Consider the following 16047-nt stretch of genomic DNA (forward strand, 5'->3'; position numbering starts at 1 on the left):
CAGATTTCCCTCTTTTTTGAAGATGCCGTTCGGCACATGGCGTGGTTCAAGCAGCGCTTCTTCGAGCGTTTGCCCTTGACTCACTTGAAGACAATTCTCCTCCGGCTCCTTGCAGTCCGAAGACGGATGCGGGAATACGGGCAGGTCTCCCGGCGATCTGATCGGCCAAGAGGCCGGCGCTCCCTGCCGCGAGTGTGAACCCGAGGGCGCCGTGACCGACGTTCAGCCAGAGGTTCCGGAAGCGGGTCGCGCCGATGATCGGCTTGCCGTCCGGTCTCGCCGGCCGCAGCCCCGCCCAGGCCTCTGGCTCTCCTGCCGGATTGAGATGCGGAAGGAATGCCCTGACATTCTGCCGAAGAGACGTAATCCTGTGGGGAGCGATCGACGCTGTCGTATCCCCGATGTCGACCATGCCGGCGACCCGCAGGCGATTGCCAAGCCGTGCATAGACCACCTTGTTTCTGAGGTCGCTCACGCTTGTTCTGGGGGCTTGGCTGTCGGGCTCAAGGTCATAGGTGAGGCTATAGCCCTTGAGCGGATAGACATAAGGGTTGATCCCGACCTGTCTCGCCAGGCGCTGAGCTCCGATCCCATTGGCGATGACGTAGCCATCGGCCGTGATGTCCCCCTGTGATGTCCGCAGGCCGACGATCCGACCTCCCTCGCTCCGCAGGCCGTCAACGGTGGTCCGATACAGGAACGTGACCGGGTTCGGCCCCGATCTCATGATCCGCTCCAGCTCGCCGCATAGCTGCAGGCAGTCGCCGGCATCTTCCGTCGGCGTGAAGATCCCACCGGCGATCGTGCCGCCGATGGCTTCGAGCGCCGGCTCGCGTTCAAGGCATTCCCGAGGCGTCAGAAGCGTCTGGCTACACCCGAGGGACGCTTGGTAGACCATCTGCGCTTGGGCCGCCGCGAAGGATTTCACATCCTGATAAACGAGCAGCTTGCCGGACGACTCGAAGTGGAAACTGGGACGCTCTTCGTGCACAAGCTGGTGAATCAGCTCCCGGCTGTACATGCCGAGCTGCAGGAGCTCCGCAGTGGTCCTCTGCGCCTTACTGGCCCGGCAGACCTTCAAGAATGCGAAGAGCCATCGCCACTGCTCCACATCCGCTTTCAGCCGGAAGCTGAGAGGCGAGTTGCGATCGAGGAGCCAGGAAGGGAGCTTCGGCAGAATACCGGGATCCGCCAAGGGCGACACGAAGCTGTAGCTCAGCTGCGCGCCATTCGCCTTGCTGGTTCGCTGCCCGGCGCCCTCGCCACTGTCGACGACCGTCACCGAATGACCCTCGCGCGAGAGATAGTACGCGGTTGTCAGGCCGATGATTCCTGCGCCGACGACAATGATCCTCATGATGAATGCTTCCGCAGTTGAGTGATCGTGGACGCGGCGGAAATATGCTCGAGGCTCGTCCGAACGGAGATGACAGACGCCCTCCCCGACGCCAATGCCCTTTGAAATGCGTCCTCCACCTGATCACTGCGCTCGACCAGGATGCCTAAGGCACCGTACGTCTCTGCGAGCTTCGGAAAATCCGGGTTGACCAGGGCCGTTGCACTGACCCTCCTGGGAAAGAGCTTCTCCTGGTGCATTCGGATCGTGCCATAGGACCCGTTGTCGGCGATGACCAGGATCGGACGCGCGCCCGTCTGCATCGCCGTGGCAAGCTCGTTCCCGGTCATGAGGAACCCGCCATCGCCGACGAAGCAGACGACATCGCGACCGGGGCAGCGCAGACTTGCGGAAACCGCGGCCGGGACACCGTATCCCATCGCGCCCGAGGACGGGGCAAGCATCGTGCGCCCGCCGCCAAAGCGCATCAGCCGCTGGACCCAACCGCCGAAGTTTCCAGAATCGATTGTGATGATTGCATCGTCGGGAAGAATGCGGTCGGCGGCCTGAACGGCGGCGGCGAAGACGACACCGTCGTCGGCATCCGCGGGACCGTCTCTGTGCCTGAGCCCCGTCGCGACGGCATGCAGATGCCGGCTCCATTCCATACGGCGATCCGGAACATGGTCGGGAGCATGAATGCGCAATCCTCTAAGAAAGCGAGCCGGGTCGCAAACGATTCCAAGATCCACATGGCGGATTCGCCCGACGACGGTGGCGTCAGGCCAGACATGGACGAGCGGTTGGGCCGGCTTGGGTGCCGCGGGAAACTGGAAGCCCTGCGTCGTCACATCTCCCAGCCTGCTTCCGACCGCGATGACGAGATCGGCCTGCCCGATCGCTGTGGCGAGTTCCTTCGGAGCACCATAAACAAGGTGGCCTGCATAGAGCGAGTGCGCATTCGGAATCAGATCGGCGTGCCGGACCGCCGTCGCGACTGGAATGCCGAATGCTTCTGCAAGGTCGCGTAGAGCCGCCTGTCCTTCGGAGTTCTTCAGAAGGCCGCCGGCGATGATCAGCGGCTTTCGCGCCTCAGCAATCCTCGCCGCGACGTCCTGCAACATATCTTCGGAAGGCCCCGCTGCAGGCAGCGGCAATGGCCGCGCGGGAGCGCGATCGATCATGTCTTCGAGCATGTCCTCGGGCAAGGCGACCACGACGGGTCCCGGCGTGCCGCTCTGGGCCGCGTGGAAGGCCGTCGCGACGATATCGGGCAGTCGTTCCGCATGATCGACCTCGACGACCCATTTCGCCATGGATCCGAAGACGCGCTCGTAATCGACCTCCTGAAACGCTCCCATATGCCGATGTTCGCGCTCGACCTGCCCCACGAACAGGATCAGCGGAACGGCGTCCTGCTCCGCCGAGTGCACAGCAATCGCCGCGTTCATGGCGCCGGGTCCACGGCTTACGAAGGCAATGCCGGGGCGGCCCGTCAAACGCGCGTCCGCCAGAGCCATGAAGCCGGCGCCGCTCTCATGGCGGCACGTGACGACGTCCACGGTCGAGCACTCGGAGAAGCCATCGAGCACGCTCAGATAGCTTTCCCCGGGAACACAGAACACACGGTCGACGCCATGGAGAATTAGCGTATCGATCAACAGATCAGCTGCCCGTCTCATCGCAGCATCATTCCTTCTTTGGGCCTTTTGTGGATTCGCGCCGGGCTTCCATTGTCGACAGCGGCTCCCGGTTCAGATCCGGCGGAAATGCTTGGACGATGTGTTCGAGCGCAGCATAAAGCCGTTGCCATCCCTCGTCCGTCCGCAGCGGGACACCCAGAAAATGGCTCTCCGTCTTGGAACGCAGCATGAGGTACAGAACACCAGCCAGCATGATGCTCACGACCGCCGGCACATCCATGGCGGGGGTCAGTCCGTCGATGCGGTCGATGAAGGCCCGAGCGGCCTTTTCACGTCGGTTTGCCAGCTTTGCCGTCACATCGTTGACTTCGATGAGCTCCCACCGGCGAATTTCGCGGAGCGTTTCGTTTCTCCCCAATGCCTCGATCTGAGCCTTCAGCATCGAAAGGATGAGCGTCCCGGGAGATTGCTGGCTGGACTCACCGGAGGCGAGCAAGTCGCGGTGGCTCGTCCAAAAGTCCTGCTCCTGCATCCAGGCCAGGAGCAATCCGGGCATCCCATCGAAATATCGATAGATCAGCTCCTTGCTGACCCCTGCCCGGCTCGCGATCGCATTGATCCCGACGCCGCCCATGCCGGTCTCTCGAATCTGGGCTTCGAGCGCATCGAGAATTTGTCTCTCGGTTCGCTCGCGACGGGACATGCTCTTTTTCAATGTGTTCCATCCTGCTTGAGCCGCGAAGAGAAAGCATGTGGTGTGATATGACTCGTCCGGACGGCTTCCATGACGATAGGCATTGGAGGGCTCTCAGCCTCCTTCGGGAGCCATCCCTCCGACGTCTCGGCCAACAACTCCGTCGCTGCCCAACCGATCAACTGCCCGTCCTGCCATATTTCACTGCCTAGATAGATCGCCGTTGCACGGCGGTGCGCCGACTGCAGTCGGAGATTCGCACTCTCGATTGCGGTGATCGTTCCGTCGGCTGTCACGTGGACACGGTCTCTGGCCGAGAGACGGATCGGAGTGCGTTGCCGCACGAAGAGCAGACGGGTACTCGTCGGCGCTCCTGCAAGATGGGACCAGGCGAGATCTGCGAGCTTTTCCGCAAATGACCCTGCTGAGAAGATCGAGTTGTGCAACAAGACAAGTTGAGCGACATCCGATCTGCGCTCGGCCACACCGCAATCCGTACGTCGCGCCACGCGAACGCTGTTGCCAAAGCCGATGCGGCCTGACGTGTCCATGGCGATCAACCCTGCGTCGATCTCCGGGCACTCGGAAAGAGCCGCATCGATGGCATCCTGAGGCGCTTCTCCTGCCGCGAGACGAGCCAGTACCGCCTGATTGAGCGGCATCCCGTGGATGTCAGGCGTGTTGGGGAGACGGTGGCCAGTAACGAAGCCTACCTTGTTCATGCCAGGAAGAAACTGCTCGAGAGGTTCAGGCCGATCCGGCCCGCTTGAGATCGCAGCCGCATAACGGGCCTGGCTCCAATCTTGGGGCAAATCGAGCTTGCCGATCCCGCCTCTCTGGGTCGTGCGGTACTGCACATGCCCCTGATTGTCCAGGATTGCGAAGACAGCGAATCCTCCGATAGCGCCGTGGCCGAGAAGCTCGGCACCGAGGATCGCGGCCTGAACCGCCGCACCTGCATTCTCACCTCTTGCCGCTACTCCAAGCGTCATTGCCTTAATCCGCTTTTTTCACCGCAGAAACGGCGAGCCTGCATGACTGATGCGTAATGTGACCACACGGTCACATTCTTGTCAACGGAGCGGAGATCGGAAAAATTTCGATAGGGAGCCCCTCACTTCGTCTTTCTACGGGCTGAAACAATTCGCTCGCGCGAGTAATCGGGAAACAGATTTCTTCTCTGCGCCCTTCACCGTGCATGAATTTCCTAAGGATGACGCGAAAAAAGCATTCTCATTCTACTTGCCGATACACTGCCGATCGACCTCTAATGCATGTCTTCACCATCTGCGCAAGAAAGAGGACATGAACAATGACAGCGACAACCTCCCGCCGTGAGCTGCTCGCCGTAGCCGCAGGGCTCGCCGCAACAACCGCCGTCGGATCCCAGGTCTCCGCTCAGGAAAGCCAGAAGACATTTACGCCTGCCCCGATCCCCGAGCTCGCGCCGCAATGGAAGAAGCTCAACCTCGCCGAGATCCTGAAGCGGCCGGCCGCGTTCGCCTCGATCAGCCAGAACAACTCCCTCTATCGCCCATGGGGTGCCCAAGCGGCCGAGCGGCAGTGGGAACGGGGCACCATCGAGGCAACCGTCAAGGCCGCCGAAGCCGCCCGAAGAGCCGCCAACTTCAAGTCGTTCAGCTGGATCGGGTACTCGGTCTTCCGGGAAAATTACCCGCAATCGATCTTCGACAAGGTCCAGTACGAGACCTGGGTCGAAGGTCTGACTTTCGACGAGGCGAAGAAGAAGGCCGACAATGAGCTCGTCGACGAGTTGAAAGCGCTGGTCCAGCCGGGCGACCTCCAGTTCAACGAACTCGCTCTTCAGACGGCGTTTGTCGGAACCCAGCTTCCGCTCGAGCTGTCGCGCAATAAAATCGAGGTCATCGTTCTGACGGGCATCCACCTCGATTGGTGCATCGAAGGCAATGCCCGGGCTGCCCGAGACAACGGCTATCTCCCGATCGTCATCGGCGACGCGACCGCAACGCAGAAGCCTGAGCAGCAAGCGGCCGCCTACGAGCGGATCAACAATTTCTTCGCGCCCGTGATCTCATCGGATCACTTCGTCAGGCTCCTGTCCCAGCCGGCTTGAAACGGAACGGCGCCCCGATACAGCCAAGCCAGCCCCGGCTGAGGCTGGCTCTTCATTGAAGCCGCTGCAAGCCCGGTCCAAGTGGATCATGCCTGCAGTACGGTCGTGATAGGAACCCGAGTTTACCCTATGGATTGCTCAGGATCGCCACAGCGTAGGTGCAGGGCGCGGCACTCTCGTTCTTGAACACGCAGTCGCTCGGCGGTCCCAACTCGAGACAATCCCCCTCCTCCGTTTCATGACGGGCCGAGCCCTTCAGGAAGACGAGGGATCCACTCAGCACCCAGATCAACTGCCGCATGAATGTAGGCCGAGGCCGGCATCGGGATCTCGGCTCCCACTCCCAAGGCAGATGAGGCTTGTCACTTGGGTGCGGTCACGCAAAAATTGGAGCGGACCTTGCCATCCTAGGACCTGGACAGCAGCCTGATGGATCTGACCAGCGCATTCTCATGGGCGAGCCTTTACCTGATGTCCGAGTGGATCATCAGGGTACTGATGCTGGCGATCATCCCGTCCCGCCGGTCTCCCGAAGCCGCAAAGGGGTGGCTGCTGTTTGGGTTTTTTCTGCCCTGGCCGGCGCTCGCCCTCTATCTTCTCATTGGGCGGCCTGACTACCCGAAATGGCGGCGCATGCAATTCGCGAAACTGCCCCATGTGCTCAAACGGGAAGTCGCCCGCGTGAGAGAGCTCAATGCCCGCCAAGAGCCGAATCTGCCATCCAACTTGGCGCAAGCCGCTCGGCTGATCCAAAATCTTGGCCATTTCCCAGCTCTGAACGGCAACGGAGCCGACCTTCTTGATCAATATGATGAGACCCTCGAGCGCATCGCAGCCGACATCGACGCCGCCACTGATCACGTCCATCTGCTCTTTTACATCTTCGCCTTTGACACCAGCGGCAAAACGATCATCGCGGCCCTGGCGCGTGCCGTCGAGCGGGGCGTCGTATGCAGGGTCCTCATCGATGCGCTGGGCTCGCACGCCTGGGCCCCACAGGTCATCAAGGCTCTCGTAGGGGTTGGCGTATCAGCCCATCTCGTGCTTCCCGTCAGGTTGCTGCGCCGCAGATCGACCCGTGCCGACCTGCGGAACCACCGCAAGATCGCCGTGATCGACGGTCAGATCGGGTATGTCGGGTCCCAGAACATCGTTGACGCCGACTTCAACCCGCGTGTCACCAACCAGGAGCTTGTCGTCCGGGTCCGCGGACCTGTCGTACTTGAGCTGCAAGCCGTCTTCGTGGCCGACTGGTTCCTTGAGACGGACCAGGTGCTCAAGGAGCCTGGCCTGTTCCCGGATCCGGTCCACGGCGGCAATGTTGTTGCACAAGCCCTGCCGAGCGGCCCAGACTATCCTGCGGCTGGGGTCGAACGTGTCATCGAGGCCTTCATTCATGGAGCCCGGGAAAAGGTCGTGATCACAACGCCGTACTTTGTCCCGAGCGAGGCGCTGCTTCATGCGCTGGAAACGGCGGTACTGCGCGGAGTTGAGGTCCATATTGTGTTGTCGAAGCCTGTTGACCAAATGCTGGTTCATCTGGCGCAACGCTCTTACTACACGGAGCTTCTCGAGGCCGGGATCAAGATCCACCTTTACCGGGACAAGCTCCTCCACGCCAAGCACCTGAGTATCGACCAGGATATTGCCCTGATTGGATCGAGCAACATGGATATGCGCTCGTTCACGCTAAATTCCGAGATCAGCCTGGTGCTATTCGACCGCGAACTGACGGCGCGGCTCATCGACGTGCAAGCCCGCTACTTCGCGAGCTCCGATCTCCTGCGAGGCGAACAGTGGAAGTCGCGCTCGTTTGCAAGGAAAATTATCGAGAACATCGCCCGCCTCCTCACGCCTCTTTTGTGATGCGTTGGCACTGCGATTTTTCCTTTGACGTCTGAGTGAATGACGATGGCAGCTCGGCCGGCGCCTCGGCGATGAGCAACGCAAAATCGCTCATCGCCGATAAAAGACCGGCGCGTTTCACTTGCCTTTCTTGGAGCCGATCTCCTCGTCCCAGCGACGGAACGCGACGACCATTTTTTCGGGGGGCAGCGGCAATTCGATCGGATTCCCGCTGATCAGTTCCGCATATTCGGGCCGGCCGAACTCCCTGATGACGTCCTGGCTTTCCTTGGGCGCCATGGAGAGCGGCACGTTCTTTACGGCAGGCCCCGGATAAAGGTATCCCTCATCGTAGGAGAAAGCCTGCTGCTCGGGCTTGAGCAAAAAGGCCATCAGGTCGACGAGGACAGCGAGCTTCTCATCCGCGACACCCTTGGGCACGACCATGAAGAATGCATCGGAGACCCAGTGAAAGCCTTTGAGAGTTCCGATCCGGGCACTCTTCGGCACGATGCCGAGCGCGCGCGGGTTGATGTCCCAGCCCGTCGTGGAGATGATGATATCGCGGGAACCTTCCCCGAACTCCTTCATCGTGGCCGTGGTTCCGGAGGGATAGTATTCGATGGAAGAGTTCAATTCGCGCAGATAAGACCAGGTTTTCTCCCAACCGTTGACGGGATCCATCGGATCCTTGTCTCCAAGGATATAAGGCAGTCCCATCATGAAGGTTCGGCCCGGCCCCGAATTGGCAGGACGGGCATACATGAAGCGGCTGGGATGCGCCTTCGCCCAGGCGAGCAGTTCTTCCGCGGTCGTCGGCACATCCTTCACGCGTTCGGGCGCATATTCGAGGAGCGGACCGGACGGATAGTAGTTGATCACCACTCCATAGCCTTGGCCCTGGGCCCGATGCAGGTTCAAAGCGGCAGGCTCGTAATTCTCCTCGATGCCAGGGAACTTGTCGGCATAGGTGGGAAGGAGCTTGATCCAGAGGCCCTGGTCCAGTCCGGCCGCGAGACCGTCGCTTCCCGTCAGCACCATGTCGATATCAATGCGGCCGGCGTTCTGCTGGGCCTTGACCTTGGACGCCAGCTCGGGGGCCGGTGCCTTGACGTAGGTGATACGGGACACGAGGTCGGGCTTGGCCTTCCGGTACTCCTCGAAGGCCTTCTGCATCAGCGCAAGAGCGCCGCCCACATCGATCACGTTGAGTGCTACAGGCGATTTCGGAAGAGCAAGTCCCTGGGCGCGGGCGCCCGTGGAGGCCAGGACGGCCATACTGGCAGCGCCCCCAATGAGTGTACGGCGATCGATGTGCTTCTGCTGACCTTCCATGTCTTCTTCCCCTTCTGGTTTGTTACACGACACGCGTTCCGGCCGATGACGTCCTTCTTCAGCGCATATCGACCCAGCCGCTACGTTCGACGATGCACGGTGCCTCCGTGTTCGACCTGCAGAATCTCTCCATCCTCAGACCAGCTGACATGCCCCGCCGGGGGGATGGGTAATCCGTGTGCTCTCAATGCCGGAGCCAGCATCGATCGAGGATTATCGCAGGCCATCCGGATCGCCTCTTCAGGGCTTGCGAGCTGCCATCGCACGACGTTACCGACTGCCTGGTCCAGGGTCAGCGCGGAGCCGGCAAGATAACGGCTGCCCGGCAGCCGGACACTGCCGTCCGTCCCATGCTCGATGTCCATTCCGGCGAAGGAATAGCGTCCAGGGCAAGCGGCAGCGGCGGAAACCGCATCCGACACCAAAATGGAGCGATCGATCCCTTTCGCACGAAGCATCGTTTTCAGCGCCGGTCGTGGGAGATGAATGCCATCGGCGATGAAGCTCGCATGCAAGTGCTCCTCGGCGAGCTGGGCAAAGATCGTGTTGTCGAGTTTATGCAGCGTCTGCGGAACGCCGTTGCCGAGATGCGTGGACATGCGTGCACCCGCCTCAGCCGCCATCGCAACCGTATCCGCATCGGCGGAAGAATGGCCGACAGCGACGATCTTCCCGGCCCTACTCAGCACTCGAATGACGGCTTCGCTGCCCGGCAGCTCGGGCGCGAGTGTCACGAGGAGAATCGGCCGCGACAGGTCCGCTTCGAGCCCGAAGACAAGTTCGGCGTCTGGCGCCGTCATAGCCTGCGGCGGATGACAACCCGCATAACCATCCGCTGGGTTCAAGAAAGGGCCTTCGAGATGGTATCCCGGCACCATGATCGGGCCCAGCCGGCTCTCCGCCACCGCGCGGTCCAGTGCGGCAAAGCGTTTGGCCAGGTCCTCGGCAGACGCTGTGATGATCGTTGGCAGGCAGGTCGTCACCCCCGTACCGAGCATCGCCGCAAGAGCACGATCCAGCGCATCCGCGTCCAGATCCGGCGCATTGAAGTCGACCCCGGCGAAGCCGTTGACCTGAAGGTCGAGAAGGCCCCTGCTCTGCATCGAGAACTCCGCTCTCGCGGTTAATCATGGGCGGCATGCGCCGCCCATGATTCCGCGTCCCGTGATTCCATGGAAAAGTGGTTGCTGGAAGAGCCGCTACTGCTTCATCTTCGCGCTGCCGATCTCGCGGTCCCACTTGTCGAACATTGCCACCAGAGGCTTTGCATCGAGTGGCGGCTCAATCGGATTGTCGGCAATCATGCTCGCATATTCCGGCCGGCCGAACTTCTTGATGGTGTCCTGGCTTTCCTTCGGGGCCATTTCGAGTGGCACCCCATGAATGGCGGGCCCCGGATACATGTAGCCGTGATCGTACATGTACGCTTGCTGCTCCGGCTTGAGAAGGTATGCGATCATCTGAAGAAGGGCATCGACCTTCTCCTGGGAAACGCCTTTGGGAATAGCCATGTAGTTGGCATCGCCCACCCAGTGGAAGCCCTTGAGGGTCGCGACCTTGAACTCCTCGGGCACGATGCCGAGATAGCGCGGGTTGATGTCCCATCCCGTCGTGGTCGCGATGATGTCGCGCGACCCCTCGCCCAGCTCCTTCATCGTTGCAGTCGTGCCGCCAGGATAGTAGTCGATGCAGCCGTCGAGTTGCTTGAGATAGGCCCACGTCTTCTCCCAGCCATTGACGGGATCCATCGGATCCTTGTCACCCAGGAGGTAGGGGAGCCCCATCACGAATGTGCGGCCCGGTCCGGAGTTCGACGGACGCGCGTACATGAACTTGCCTGGATGCGCCTTGCACCAGGCGAGCAGCCCTTCCGCCGTATCGGGAAGGTCCTTGACGCGGTCCGGCGCATATTCGAGCAGCGGACCGGACGGATACCAGTCGATCACGAAGGCCTGCCCTCGGCCCATCTTCTGCATTGCATAGGCCCCCGGATGATAGAGCTTCTCCAGGTCCGGGAAACGATCCTGGTATTTCGGCAGGATCTCGAGCCAGATGCCCTGTTCCATGCCGGCCGCCAAGGCATCGTTGCCGGTCAGGACGAAGTCGATGTCAACACGACCTGCGTCCTGCTGCGCCTTCAACTTCGCAGCAAGCTCCGGTGCGGTCGCCTTCGTGAAAACGAAACGCGAGACGAGATCCGGATGATCCTTCTTGAAATTTTCGATGGCTGGCTGACTGATCTGGAGATCGCCAGCCACGTCGATGACATTGATGGTGAGAGGGGCTTTCGGCTTGGCCGCGGGAGTTTGGGCAAAGCTGCCGGTGGTCAGAACGACTCCAGCCGTCAGGCACGCGGCTGCACTCAACGCGTTTCTCAGTTTTGTACTCATTGGACGTTGCTCCTTCCTCTGGTTGTTCTCTTGAGACCCGCCCTGGTCCGCCTCACTCCGGATCCCGATCTGCTCCAAGAAGAGAAGTCGATGAGAGCTTGCCGGCAGATGCAGGGTCGAGAAACACGTGGCAGGCCGGATGCCTTTGAAGGATAGACGCTGGACAAGCTGGGGTGACCGGCCCCTCCAGCGCCTTTTGAACCGCATCGGCCTTTCGCGCGTCGGGCACGGACAGGACGACGAGGTCGCTGGCCATGATCTGGCGAATACTCATGGAAATGGCGGTCTGCGGCACGTCGTCGAATGTCGGGAACCATCCTTCCCCGAATTGCTGCCGTCGGCAGACATCATCGAGTTGAACGACGATGTATGGATCATCCACATTGAAATCGGCTGGCGGATCGTTGAAGGCGAGGTGCCCGTTCTCCCCTATGCCGGCGAAGGTCACGTCGATCGGGTGCGCCTTGACCAAGTCCCCGATCCGTGACACCTCCGCCTTGAGATCGCGCGCATCCCCTTCGATAAAATGAAACGCGCCCAGGGTCGGGAGCTTCGACGTGAATCGTTCACGCAGATAGCGCCGGAAGCTTGCCGGATGCCTATCCGACATCCCGATATACTCATCGAGATGGAATCCTGTCACCTTCGACCAGTCGATATCCGGCTCTCGCACGAGGGCATCAAGCATTTCAAACTGGCTTGCGCCGGTTGCGATAATGATGCGAGCCCGGCCCTTTGCCGCGATCGCGTCGCGAATGGCCTGGGCGCCCATCGCGGCGGCGGCTTCTCCAAGGGCTGATTTTGTCGGATAAAGGTGGAGTTTCATGGGGTCCTGTTCGTTTCAGCTTCTGTTATGAGCTCTCGTCCGTGGCATGGATCGGGGTTTGGCATCCTCGGTGTGAGGCCGCTTTGCCGGTCGGCCCGTCGTTGCCCGAACAATGAGTTCCGTCGGGATGATGATACGTTCGTCCTGGATCTGGTCCTTGCTCAGGACCTCCGTCAGCAGCTTCACGGCCTGCGTACCTGCATCGGCGCTATGCGCAGCAACCGTCGTCAAGGGCGGATAGGTCGTGGCTGCCAGCACGTCGTCGAATCCGACGATGCTCATGTCTTGGGGAATGCGCCAACCGAGATCGGCAAGGCCGGCCATGATGCCCTGAGCCACGAGATCGTCGAACGCGACCGTTGCCGTGACAGGCATCTTCGCGAGTTCACCGGCCGCCTTCCGGCCAGCCTCGTAATTCGGGTGATAAGCAGGAACGGAGGTCAGACGGATTCCGAGTTCTTCGGCAGTCGAGATGGCAGCTTGCTGGCGCTGCTCGTTGGCCCAGGAGGCGGGTGGACCACTCACGTAGGCGATGTCGCGGTGGCCCAGGCTCGCAAGATGCTCGATGGCGGCGGCGATCCCTGCGCTGACATCCATCAGAATTCGCGGCAGCCCCTCGATATCCCGGTTGATCAAAACCAAAGGACGGCGCGCCGCGTGAGCTCGCACCCTCCCCTCGTCAAGGCGGGGCGAGGCCAGGATGAAGCCTTCCACCTGCGCCGCCATCTTGGTCAGAAGCATGTCTTCACGCTCCGGCTGCTCGTCCGAGTCGCCCAGGAAGACTGCATAGCCCACGTGATCGGCGTGAGCCTGCGCGGCGCGAATGAGCGGCGGGAAGAAGGGATTGGCGATATCCGGGACCACGAGGGCGATATTACCCGCGCGACCCGTACTTAAGGCGCGCGCAACCTGGTTCGGGACATAGCCGAGCTTTTCGGCCACTTCGTGGACACGTTTTATTGTTTCAGTCTTCAGGAGGTCGGGCCGGCTGAAAGTCCGCGAAACGGTGGCGCGCGAAACGCCAGCAGCTTCCGCCACTTGGCTGATCGTAGGCAGTCCCTTTGGGAGGCCTGTCAAACCGAAGCTCCTCGTCAAGGCCTCTTATGTAACCGGTTGCATAAGGATCCTGTCAAGCGAACTCCTACAGCCCATGCTATCGTGCGCCTGCTTGGCGTCGGCGAGCAGCTGTTCAATCACAATCTTGGGTCCGCGCGGCAGATCGGATTCGGCCTCTTCGATCCGCCAAGGTTTATGCGCCACGCCGCCCACAGCGACGCGTCCTGTGCCGTCCCGCTGAATGATCGCCGCCACCGCGACGAGAGCAAAGGCGTAAGATGCGCGGTCTCGCACCTTGCGGTAGATCTGCCGGCCGCCGGTGGGCGGTGGCAAGGTCGGTGCCGTAATGAGCTCACAGGGTCATGGGGCCAGCCTCCTAGAACCGTTCCGGCTTGAGCAGCGCCAGGACGAGGTAAACGGCGAGGCCCAAGGCGACGATGCCGCCGAGAAGAAGATCGAGGAACATGGCTTGGCCTCCCTCAGAGCCGTTCGGCGGCGCGGGCATACAGCGCCATCAGCGCAAAGAACCCGAGGCCGACGAGAAGATAGACAAGGTCGTACATGACAGCACCCTAACGTGAGTGCCGAACGCTACGCCCGGAGGCCATCAAATCTCGATTGGGAAGTGCGGCCCCGGAAATAAAGACGGCATAAAAGCCGCTTTGTACCGGCATGGGACGGCATCCATCGCGGTCCGCCTCAGAGACCATCCATCGGTGTCAAAGCGAACATTAGCAAGGTCGGCTCGGGGTCAAAATTGCCGCTCCGACCGCTTAACGAATGTCGGCCCTTGAGCGAGACGAACCGAACTCGTTGGGCGCGATTCAGGCTTGCCCGCACAGGAGACGCAATGTCTAAGCCCGCCAGTCTTCGTCGCGATCTGGCGGGCTCCATTGGCTTACACGGGGGATGCGGCCGACGGCCTCGCATGCTCCAGGAAGAAGCGCATCATCTCACGGCTGGCATCAGGTCCCCGTGACTCGGTGTAGGACCCACTCGGACTTCCACCAGACCAGGCATGGCCTGCCCCATGAAGAACCCAATGCTCGAGCAGCGGCTGCCCGCTGTCATCGTACGCGACCGTGCGGGTATAGCCGATCCCACCGGGAGCCTGCCCGTGGTTGACCGTAGTGCGGAGCTTCGCGCCCGCCCCCGACTGAGCAATGACTTGCTCCCCATTGACGGGGTGCACGGTCGTGTCACGATCGCCATGGAACACGATGGTCGGCACAGGCTGCTTGTCCCCACTGTGATAAGGCGCCCCGCCCTGCCGCATGGCGGCAAACGCCGAAGGCATGTCACGCGCGGCCCCACAGGCCAGGCCCGAGTGGACCCCCACGGCCGCATAGAGATCCGGGTAAGCCGAGCCCATGATCGCCGCCGCCGCGCCTCCGGCCGAGAGCCCGGCGACGTAGACCCGTCCGGGCGCGACCGAGAAGTCGCTCATGATCTGACGAGTGAGGCCGGCGATCAGCGAGGGCTCGCCCCGATCCCTCTGCTGATCGGCCGCGTTGAACCAGTTCCAGCACCTGGAGATGTTGGCCGACTGGGTCTGCGCCGGATAGGCGACGAGGAACGTCTGCTCCTCGGCCAGTTCGTTCATCCGCGTGCCTGCGGCAAAATCATCGGGCGATTGGGTGCAGCCATGCAGCATCACCACGAGCGGCACAGGCTGACCCGCGTAGCCGCTTGGAACGTAGAGCTTATAGATGCGGCTTCCCGCTGGGTTGGCAAAGGTCCGCTCGTCGAAGCGGGCTCCCTCCGGCAACGGGGCTGGCGCACGTGGCGGGATTGGACCGGCCAACCCGTCGAGGCCGAGCGCCGAGCCGGGCTGACCCATGCGGTTGAGGAAGCCTCGTAGCGCCTCCGGCACCTGCGGCTGGGCCGGGCCTCCGTCAAGACCGGGAATCTCTGGGACAAAGTGCGAAGGGTTGAAGTTTGGTGGAGTCCAGGCTCCTCCCCTGGAGGATGGCGGTACCATGTCGATGATCCGAGTGGCCCGCCCCAAGGGATATTGGCCGGCATCTTCGCCGGTATTGCTGGAGGAAGCCGGCGGATTGGTGCCTGAAAGCCCTCCCTGAAGGATAGCCATGGCTTCCGCGAGCCGGCCTTCTCGGGTCAGACGGGTTGCTTCGAGAACATTGCTCTGCAGTCTTGCGTTCATCAGTTTGGTCCTGTTGTCGGGCAAAGCGGAACCTGCCCCTTCCTGTGGGGAAGGGTTGGGTAGGCTCCGGAGCATCGGGCGCAAAAGCGGGAACCGGTCTTGCCTGGAAAGATGCTCAAAAACAGTGCCTTACAGCGCCGGATGTGCGTTCGATGCTGTAAACACGGTGAGACGGGCGTGAGCCCTGGCGGTCAGCGAATGCGGTCCTTCAGCGCCTCTTTGACAGCGGGGCTGGCGTGCAAGGCGCCGAGCACGTGAACGGAGGCGATTGTCTGTCGGGCCAGCTCGGGCGCGACATCGCCGGCGATGCTGGCGAGACCGAGAACCTGGATGTGCAACACTTCGCCGGCCGCTTGCACGGCCTCGAGGTCCTGGCGGCTGTAGTGGCGCAGGCCAAGGTCGAGTTGGTGTCGTGCGACGGATTTCGTGACCGCGTCGTTATGCCGGTCGAGCTGGTTTCGTATCGCCGTCCGGATGAAGTCTGTCCTGTTTGAATAGAATCCCTCCTGGACCAGGAGGTCGACATGGCCGAGGTCGACATAGCCGAGATTGATCGTGATTTTCTCGCTGTCGGACGGCCTAGGCCGAAGTTCGTGCACGTTGTTTGCCATAATAACCATCCTCATACCATCCACCTGGATGGTAGATAAGAGTGGTTACAGA

At 61.4% G+C, this 16047-nt stretch carries 16 protein-coding genes and 1 pseudogene; 3 read left to right on the forward strand and 14 right to left on the reverse strand.

What is annotated here, in order from left to right; genetic code table 11:
• Positions 1–46: 46 nt before the first annotated feature.
• From AB8841_RS04655 to AB8841_RS04670, 4 genes are read right to left on the reverse strand one after another with little or no spacing between them, the layout of a single operon-like run.
• Positions 47–1357 carry a D-amino acid dehydrogenase gene (locus tag AB8841_RS04655; protein ID WP_370434671.1) on the reverse strand — a complete coding sequence of 437 codons (1311 nt, stop codon included), beginning with the start codon at positions 1355–1357 and terminating at the stop codon, positions 47–49.
• Positions 1354–3018 carry a thiamine pyrophosphate-dependent enzyme gene (locus tag AB8841_RS04660; protein ID WP_370434672.1) on the reverse strand — a complete coding sequence of 555 codons (1665 nt, stop codon included), beginning with the start codon at positions 3016–3018 and terminating at the stop codon, positions 1354–1356. The genes AB8841_RS04655 and AB8841_RS04660 overlap by 4 nt, the downstream gene beginning before the upstream one ends.
• 7 nt (positions 3019–3025) lie before the next feature.
• Positions 3026–3682, reverse strand: coding sequence for a TetR/AcrR family transcriptional regulator (locus tag AB8841_RS04665; protein WP_370434673.1), 657 nt, complete (start codon positions 3680–3682; stop codon positions 3026–3028).
• Between the two features lie 8 nt (positions 3683–3690).
• Positions 3691–4395, reverse strand: coding sequence for a hypothetical protein (locus AB8841_RS04670; protein WP_370434674.1), 705 nt, complete (start codon positions 4393–4395; stop codon positions 3691–3693).
• An 81-nt stretch (positions 4396–4476) separates the two neighbouring features.
• Between AB8841_RS04670 and AB8841_RS04675 the strand changes: the two genes are divergently transcribed.
• Both AB8841_RS04675 and AB8841_RS04680 read left to right on the forward strand, forming a co-directional pair.
• Positions 4477–4722, forward strand: coding sequence for a hypothetical protein (locus AB8841_RS04675; protein ID WP_370434675.1), 246 nt, complete (start codon positions 4477–4479; stop codon positions 4720–4722).
• Positions 4723–4985: 263 nt separating this feature from the next.
• Complete coding sequence (locus AB8841_RS04680; RefSeq protein WP_370434676.1) at positions 4986–5768, forward strand: cysteine hydrolase; 783 nt, start codon at positions 4986–4988, stop codon at positions 5766–5768.
• Positions 5769–5895: 127 nt separating this feature from the next.
• On the opposite strand, the gene AB8841_RS04685 is transcribed toward AB8841_RS04680, so the two are convergent.
• The gene (locus AB8841_RS04685) at positions 5896–6069 is read right to left on the reverse strand and encodes a hypothetical protein (RefSeq protein WP_370434677.1); all 174 of its coding nucleotides are present in this window, start codon (positions 6067–6069) and stop codon (positions 5896–5898) included.
• A 128-nt stretch (positions 6070–6197) separates the two neighbouring features.
• Between AB8841_RS04685 and cls the strand changes: the two genes are divergently transcribed.
• Positions 6198–7634 (forward strand): cardiolipin synthase, encoded by a 1437-nt coding sequence (cls, locus tag AB8841_RS04690; protein WP_370434678.1) that lies wholly within the window; start codon positions 6198–6200, stop codon positions 7632–7634.
• 117 nt (positions 7635–7751) lie between these two features.
• Here cls and AB8841_RS04695 read toward each other — a convergent pair whose 3' ends face one another.
• The 9 genes and pseudogenes from AB8841_RS04695 to AB8841_RS04735 all read right to left on the reverse strand — a co-directional run bounded on the left by AB8841_RS04695 (position 7752) and on the right by AB8841_RS04735 (position 15995).
• Positions 7752–8948 carry an ABC transporter substrate-binding protein gene (locus tag AB8841_RS04695; protein ID WP_370434679.1) on the reverse strand — a complete coding sequence of 399 codons (1197 nt, stop codon included), beginning with the start codon at positions 8946–8948 and terminating at the stop codon, positions 7752–7754.
• Between the two features lie 80 nt (positions 8949–9028).
• On the reverse strand, positions 9029–9931 hold the full coding sequence (locus AB8841_RS04700) for an N-acetylglucosamine-6-phosphate deacetylase (RefSeq protein WP_370434680.1): 903 nt from the start codon (positions 9929–9931) through the stop codon (positions 9029–9031).
• 216 nt (positions 9932–10147) lie between these two features.
• Positions 10148–11338: an extracellular solute-binding protein gene (locus tag AB8841_RS04705; RefSeq protein ID WP_370434681.1), complete on the reverse strand. Its 1191-nt coding sequence runs from the start codon at positions 11336–11338 to the stop codon at positions 10148–10150.
• Positions 11339–11390: 52 nt separating this feature from the next.
• Positions 11391–12164: a glucosamine-6-phosphate deaminase gene (locus AB8841_RS04710; RefSeq protein WP_370434682.1), complete on the reverse strand. Its 774-nt coding sequence runs from the start codon at positions 12162–12164 to the stop codon at positions 11391–11393.
• A 15-nt stretch (positions 12165–12179) separates the two neighbouring features.
• Positions 12180–13241 carry a LacI family DNA-binding transcriptional regulator gene (locus AB8841_RS04715; RefSeq protein ID WP_370434683.1) on the reverse strand — a complete coding sequence of 354 codons (1062 nt, stop codon included), beginning with the start codon at positions 13239–13241 and terminating at the stop codon, positions 12180–12182.
• A gap of 24 nt (positions 13242–13265) precedes the next feature.
• A pseudogene (locus tag AB8841_RS04720) lies at positions 13266–13580 on the reverse strand (xanthine dehydrogenase family protein subunit M); the annotation flags it as partial.
• Between the two features lie 16 nt (positions 13581–13596).
• Complete coding sequence (gene kdpF, locus AB8841_RS04725) at positions 13597–13686, reverse strand: K(+)-transporting ATPase subunit F (RefSeq protein ID WP_370434684.1); 90 nt, start codon at positions 13684–13686, stop codon at positions 13597–13599.
• A 432-nt stretch (positions 13687–14118) separates the two neighbouring features.
• Positions 14119–15384, reverse strand: a complete 1266-nt coding sequence (locus tag AB8841_RS04730) for a PHB depolymerase family esterase (RefSeq protein ID WP_370434685.1) — start codon at positions 15382–15384, stop codon at positions 14119–14121.
• A 191-nt stretch (positions 15385–15575) separates the two neighbouring features.
• Positions 15576–15995 carry a CopG family transcriptional regulator gene (locus AB8841_RS04735; RefSeq protein ID WP_370434686.1) on the reverse strand — a complete coding sequence of 140 codons (420 nt, stop codon included), beginning with the start codon at positions 15993–15995 and terminating at the stop codon, positions 15576–15578.
• Positions 15996–16047: the final 52 nt, after the last annotated feature.

It is taken from the genome of Microvirga sp. TS319 (genome assembly GCF_041276405.1).
Lineage (GTDB): Bacteria > Pseudomonadota > Alphaproteobacteria > Rhizobiales > Beijerinckiaceae > Microvirga.

Bases quoted from the DNA above. Each gene is read 5' to 3' on its own strand.
- AB8841_RS04655 (WP_370434671.1), bottom strand. From the start codon at position 1,357: ATGAGGATCATTGTCGTCGGCGCAGGAATCATCGGCCTGACAACCGCG.
- AB8841_RS04660 (WP_370434672.1), bottom strand. From the start codon at position 3,018: ATGAGACGGGCAGCTGATCTGTTGATCGATACGCTAATTCTCCATGGC.
- AB8841_RS04665 (WP_370434673.1), bottom strand. From the start codon at position 3,682: ATGTCCCGTCGCGAGCGAACCGAGAGACAAATTCTCGATGCGCTCGAA.
- AB8841_RS04670 (WP_370434674.1), bottom strand. From the start codon at position 4,395: ATGAACAAGGTAGGCTTCGTTACTGGCCACCGTCTCCCCAACACGCCT.
- AB8841_RS04680 (WP_370434676.1), top strand. From the start codon at position 4,986: ATGACAGCGACAACCTCCCGCCGTGAGCTGCTCGCCGTAGCCGCAGGG.
- AB8841_RS04685 (WP_370434677.1), bottom strand. From the start codon at position 6,069: ATGCGGCAGTTGATCTGGGTGCTGAGTGGATCCCTCGTCTTCCTGAAG.
- cls (WP_370434678.1), top strand. From the start codon at position 6,198: ATGGATCTGACCAGCGCATTCTCATGGGCGAGCCTTTACCTGATGTCC.
- AB8841_RS04695 (WP_370434679.1), bottom strand. From the start codon at position 8,948: ATGGAAGGTCAGCAGAAGCACATCGATCGCCGTACACTCATTGGGGGC.
- AB8841_RS04705 (WP_370434681.1), bottom strand. From the start codon at position 11,338: ATGAGTACAAAACTGAGAAACGCGTTGAGTGCAGCCGCGTGCCTGACG.
- AB8841_RS04710 (WP_370434682.1), bottom strand. From the start codon at position 12,164: ATGAAACTCCACCTTTATCCGACAAAATCAGCCCTTGGAGAAGCCGCC.
- kdpF (WP_370434684.1), bottom strand. From the start codon at position 13,686: ATGTTCCTCGATCTTCTTCTCGGCGGCATCGTCGCCTTGGGCCTCGCC.
- AB8841_RS04730 (WP_370434685.1), bottom strand. From the start codon at position 15,384: ATGAACGCAAGACTGCAGAGCAATGTTCTCGAAGCAACCCGTCTGACC.
- AB8841_RS04735 (WP_370434686.1), bottom strand. From the start codon at position 15,995: ATGGCAAACAACGTGCACGAACTTCGGCCTAGGCCGTCCGACAGCGAG.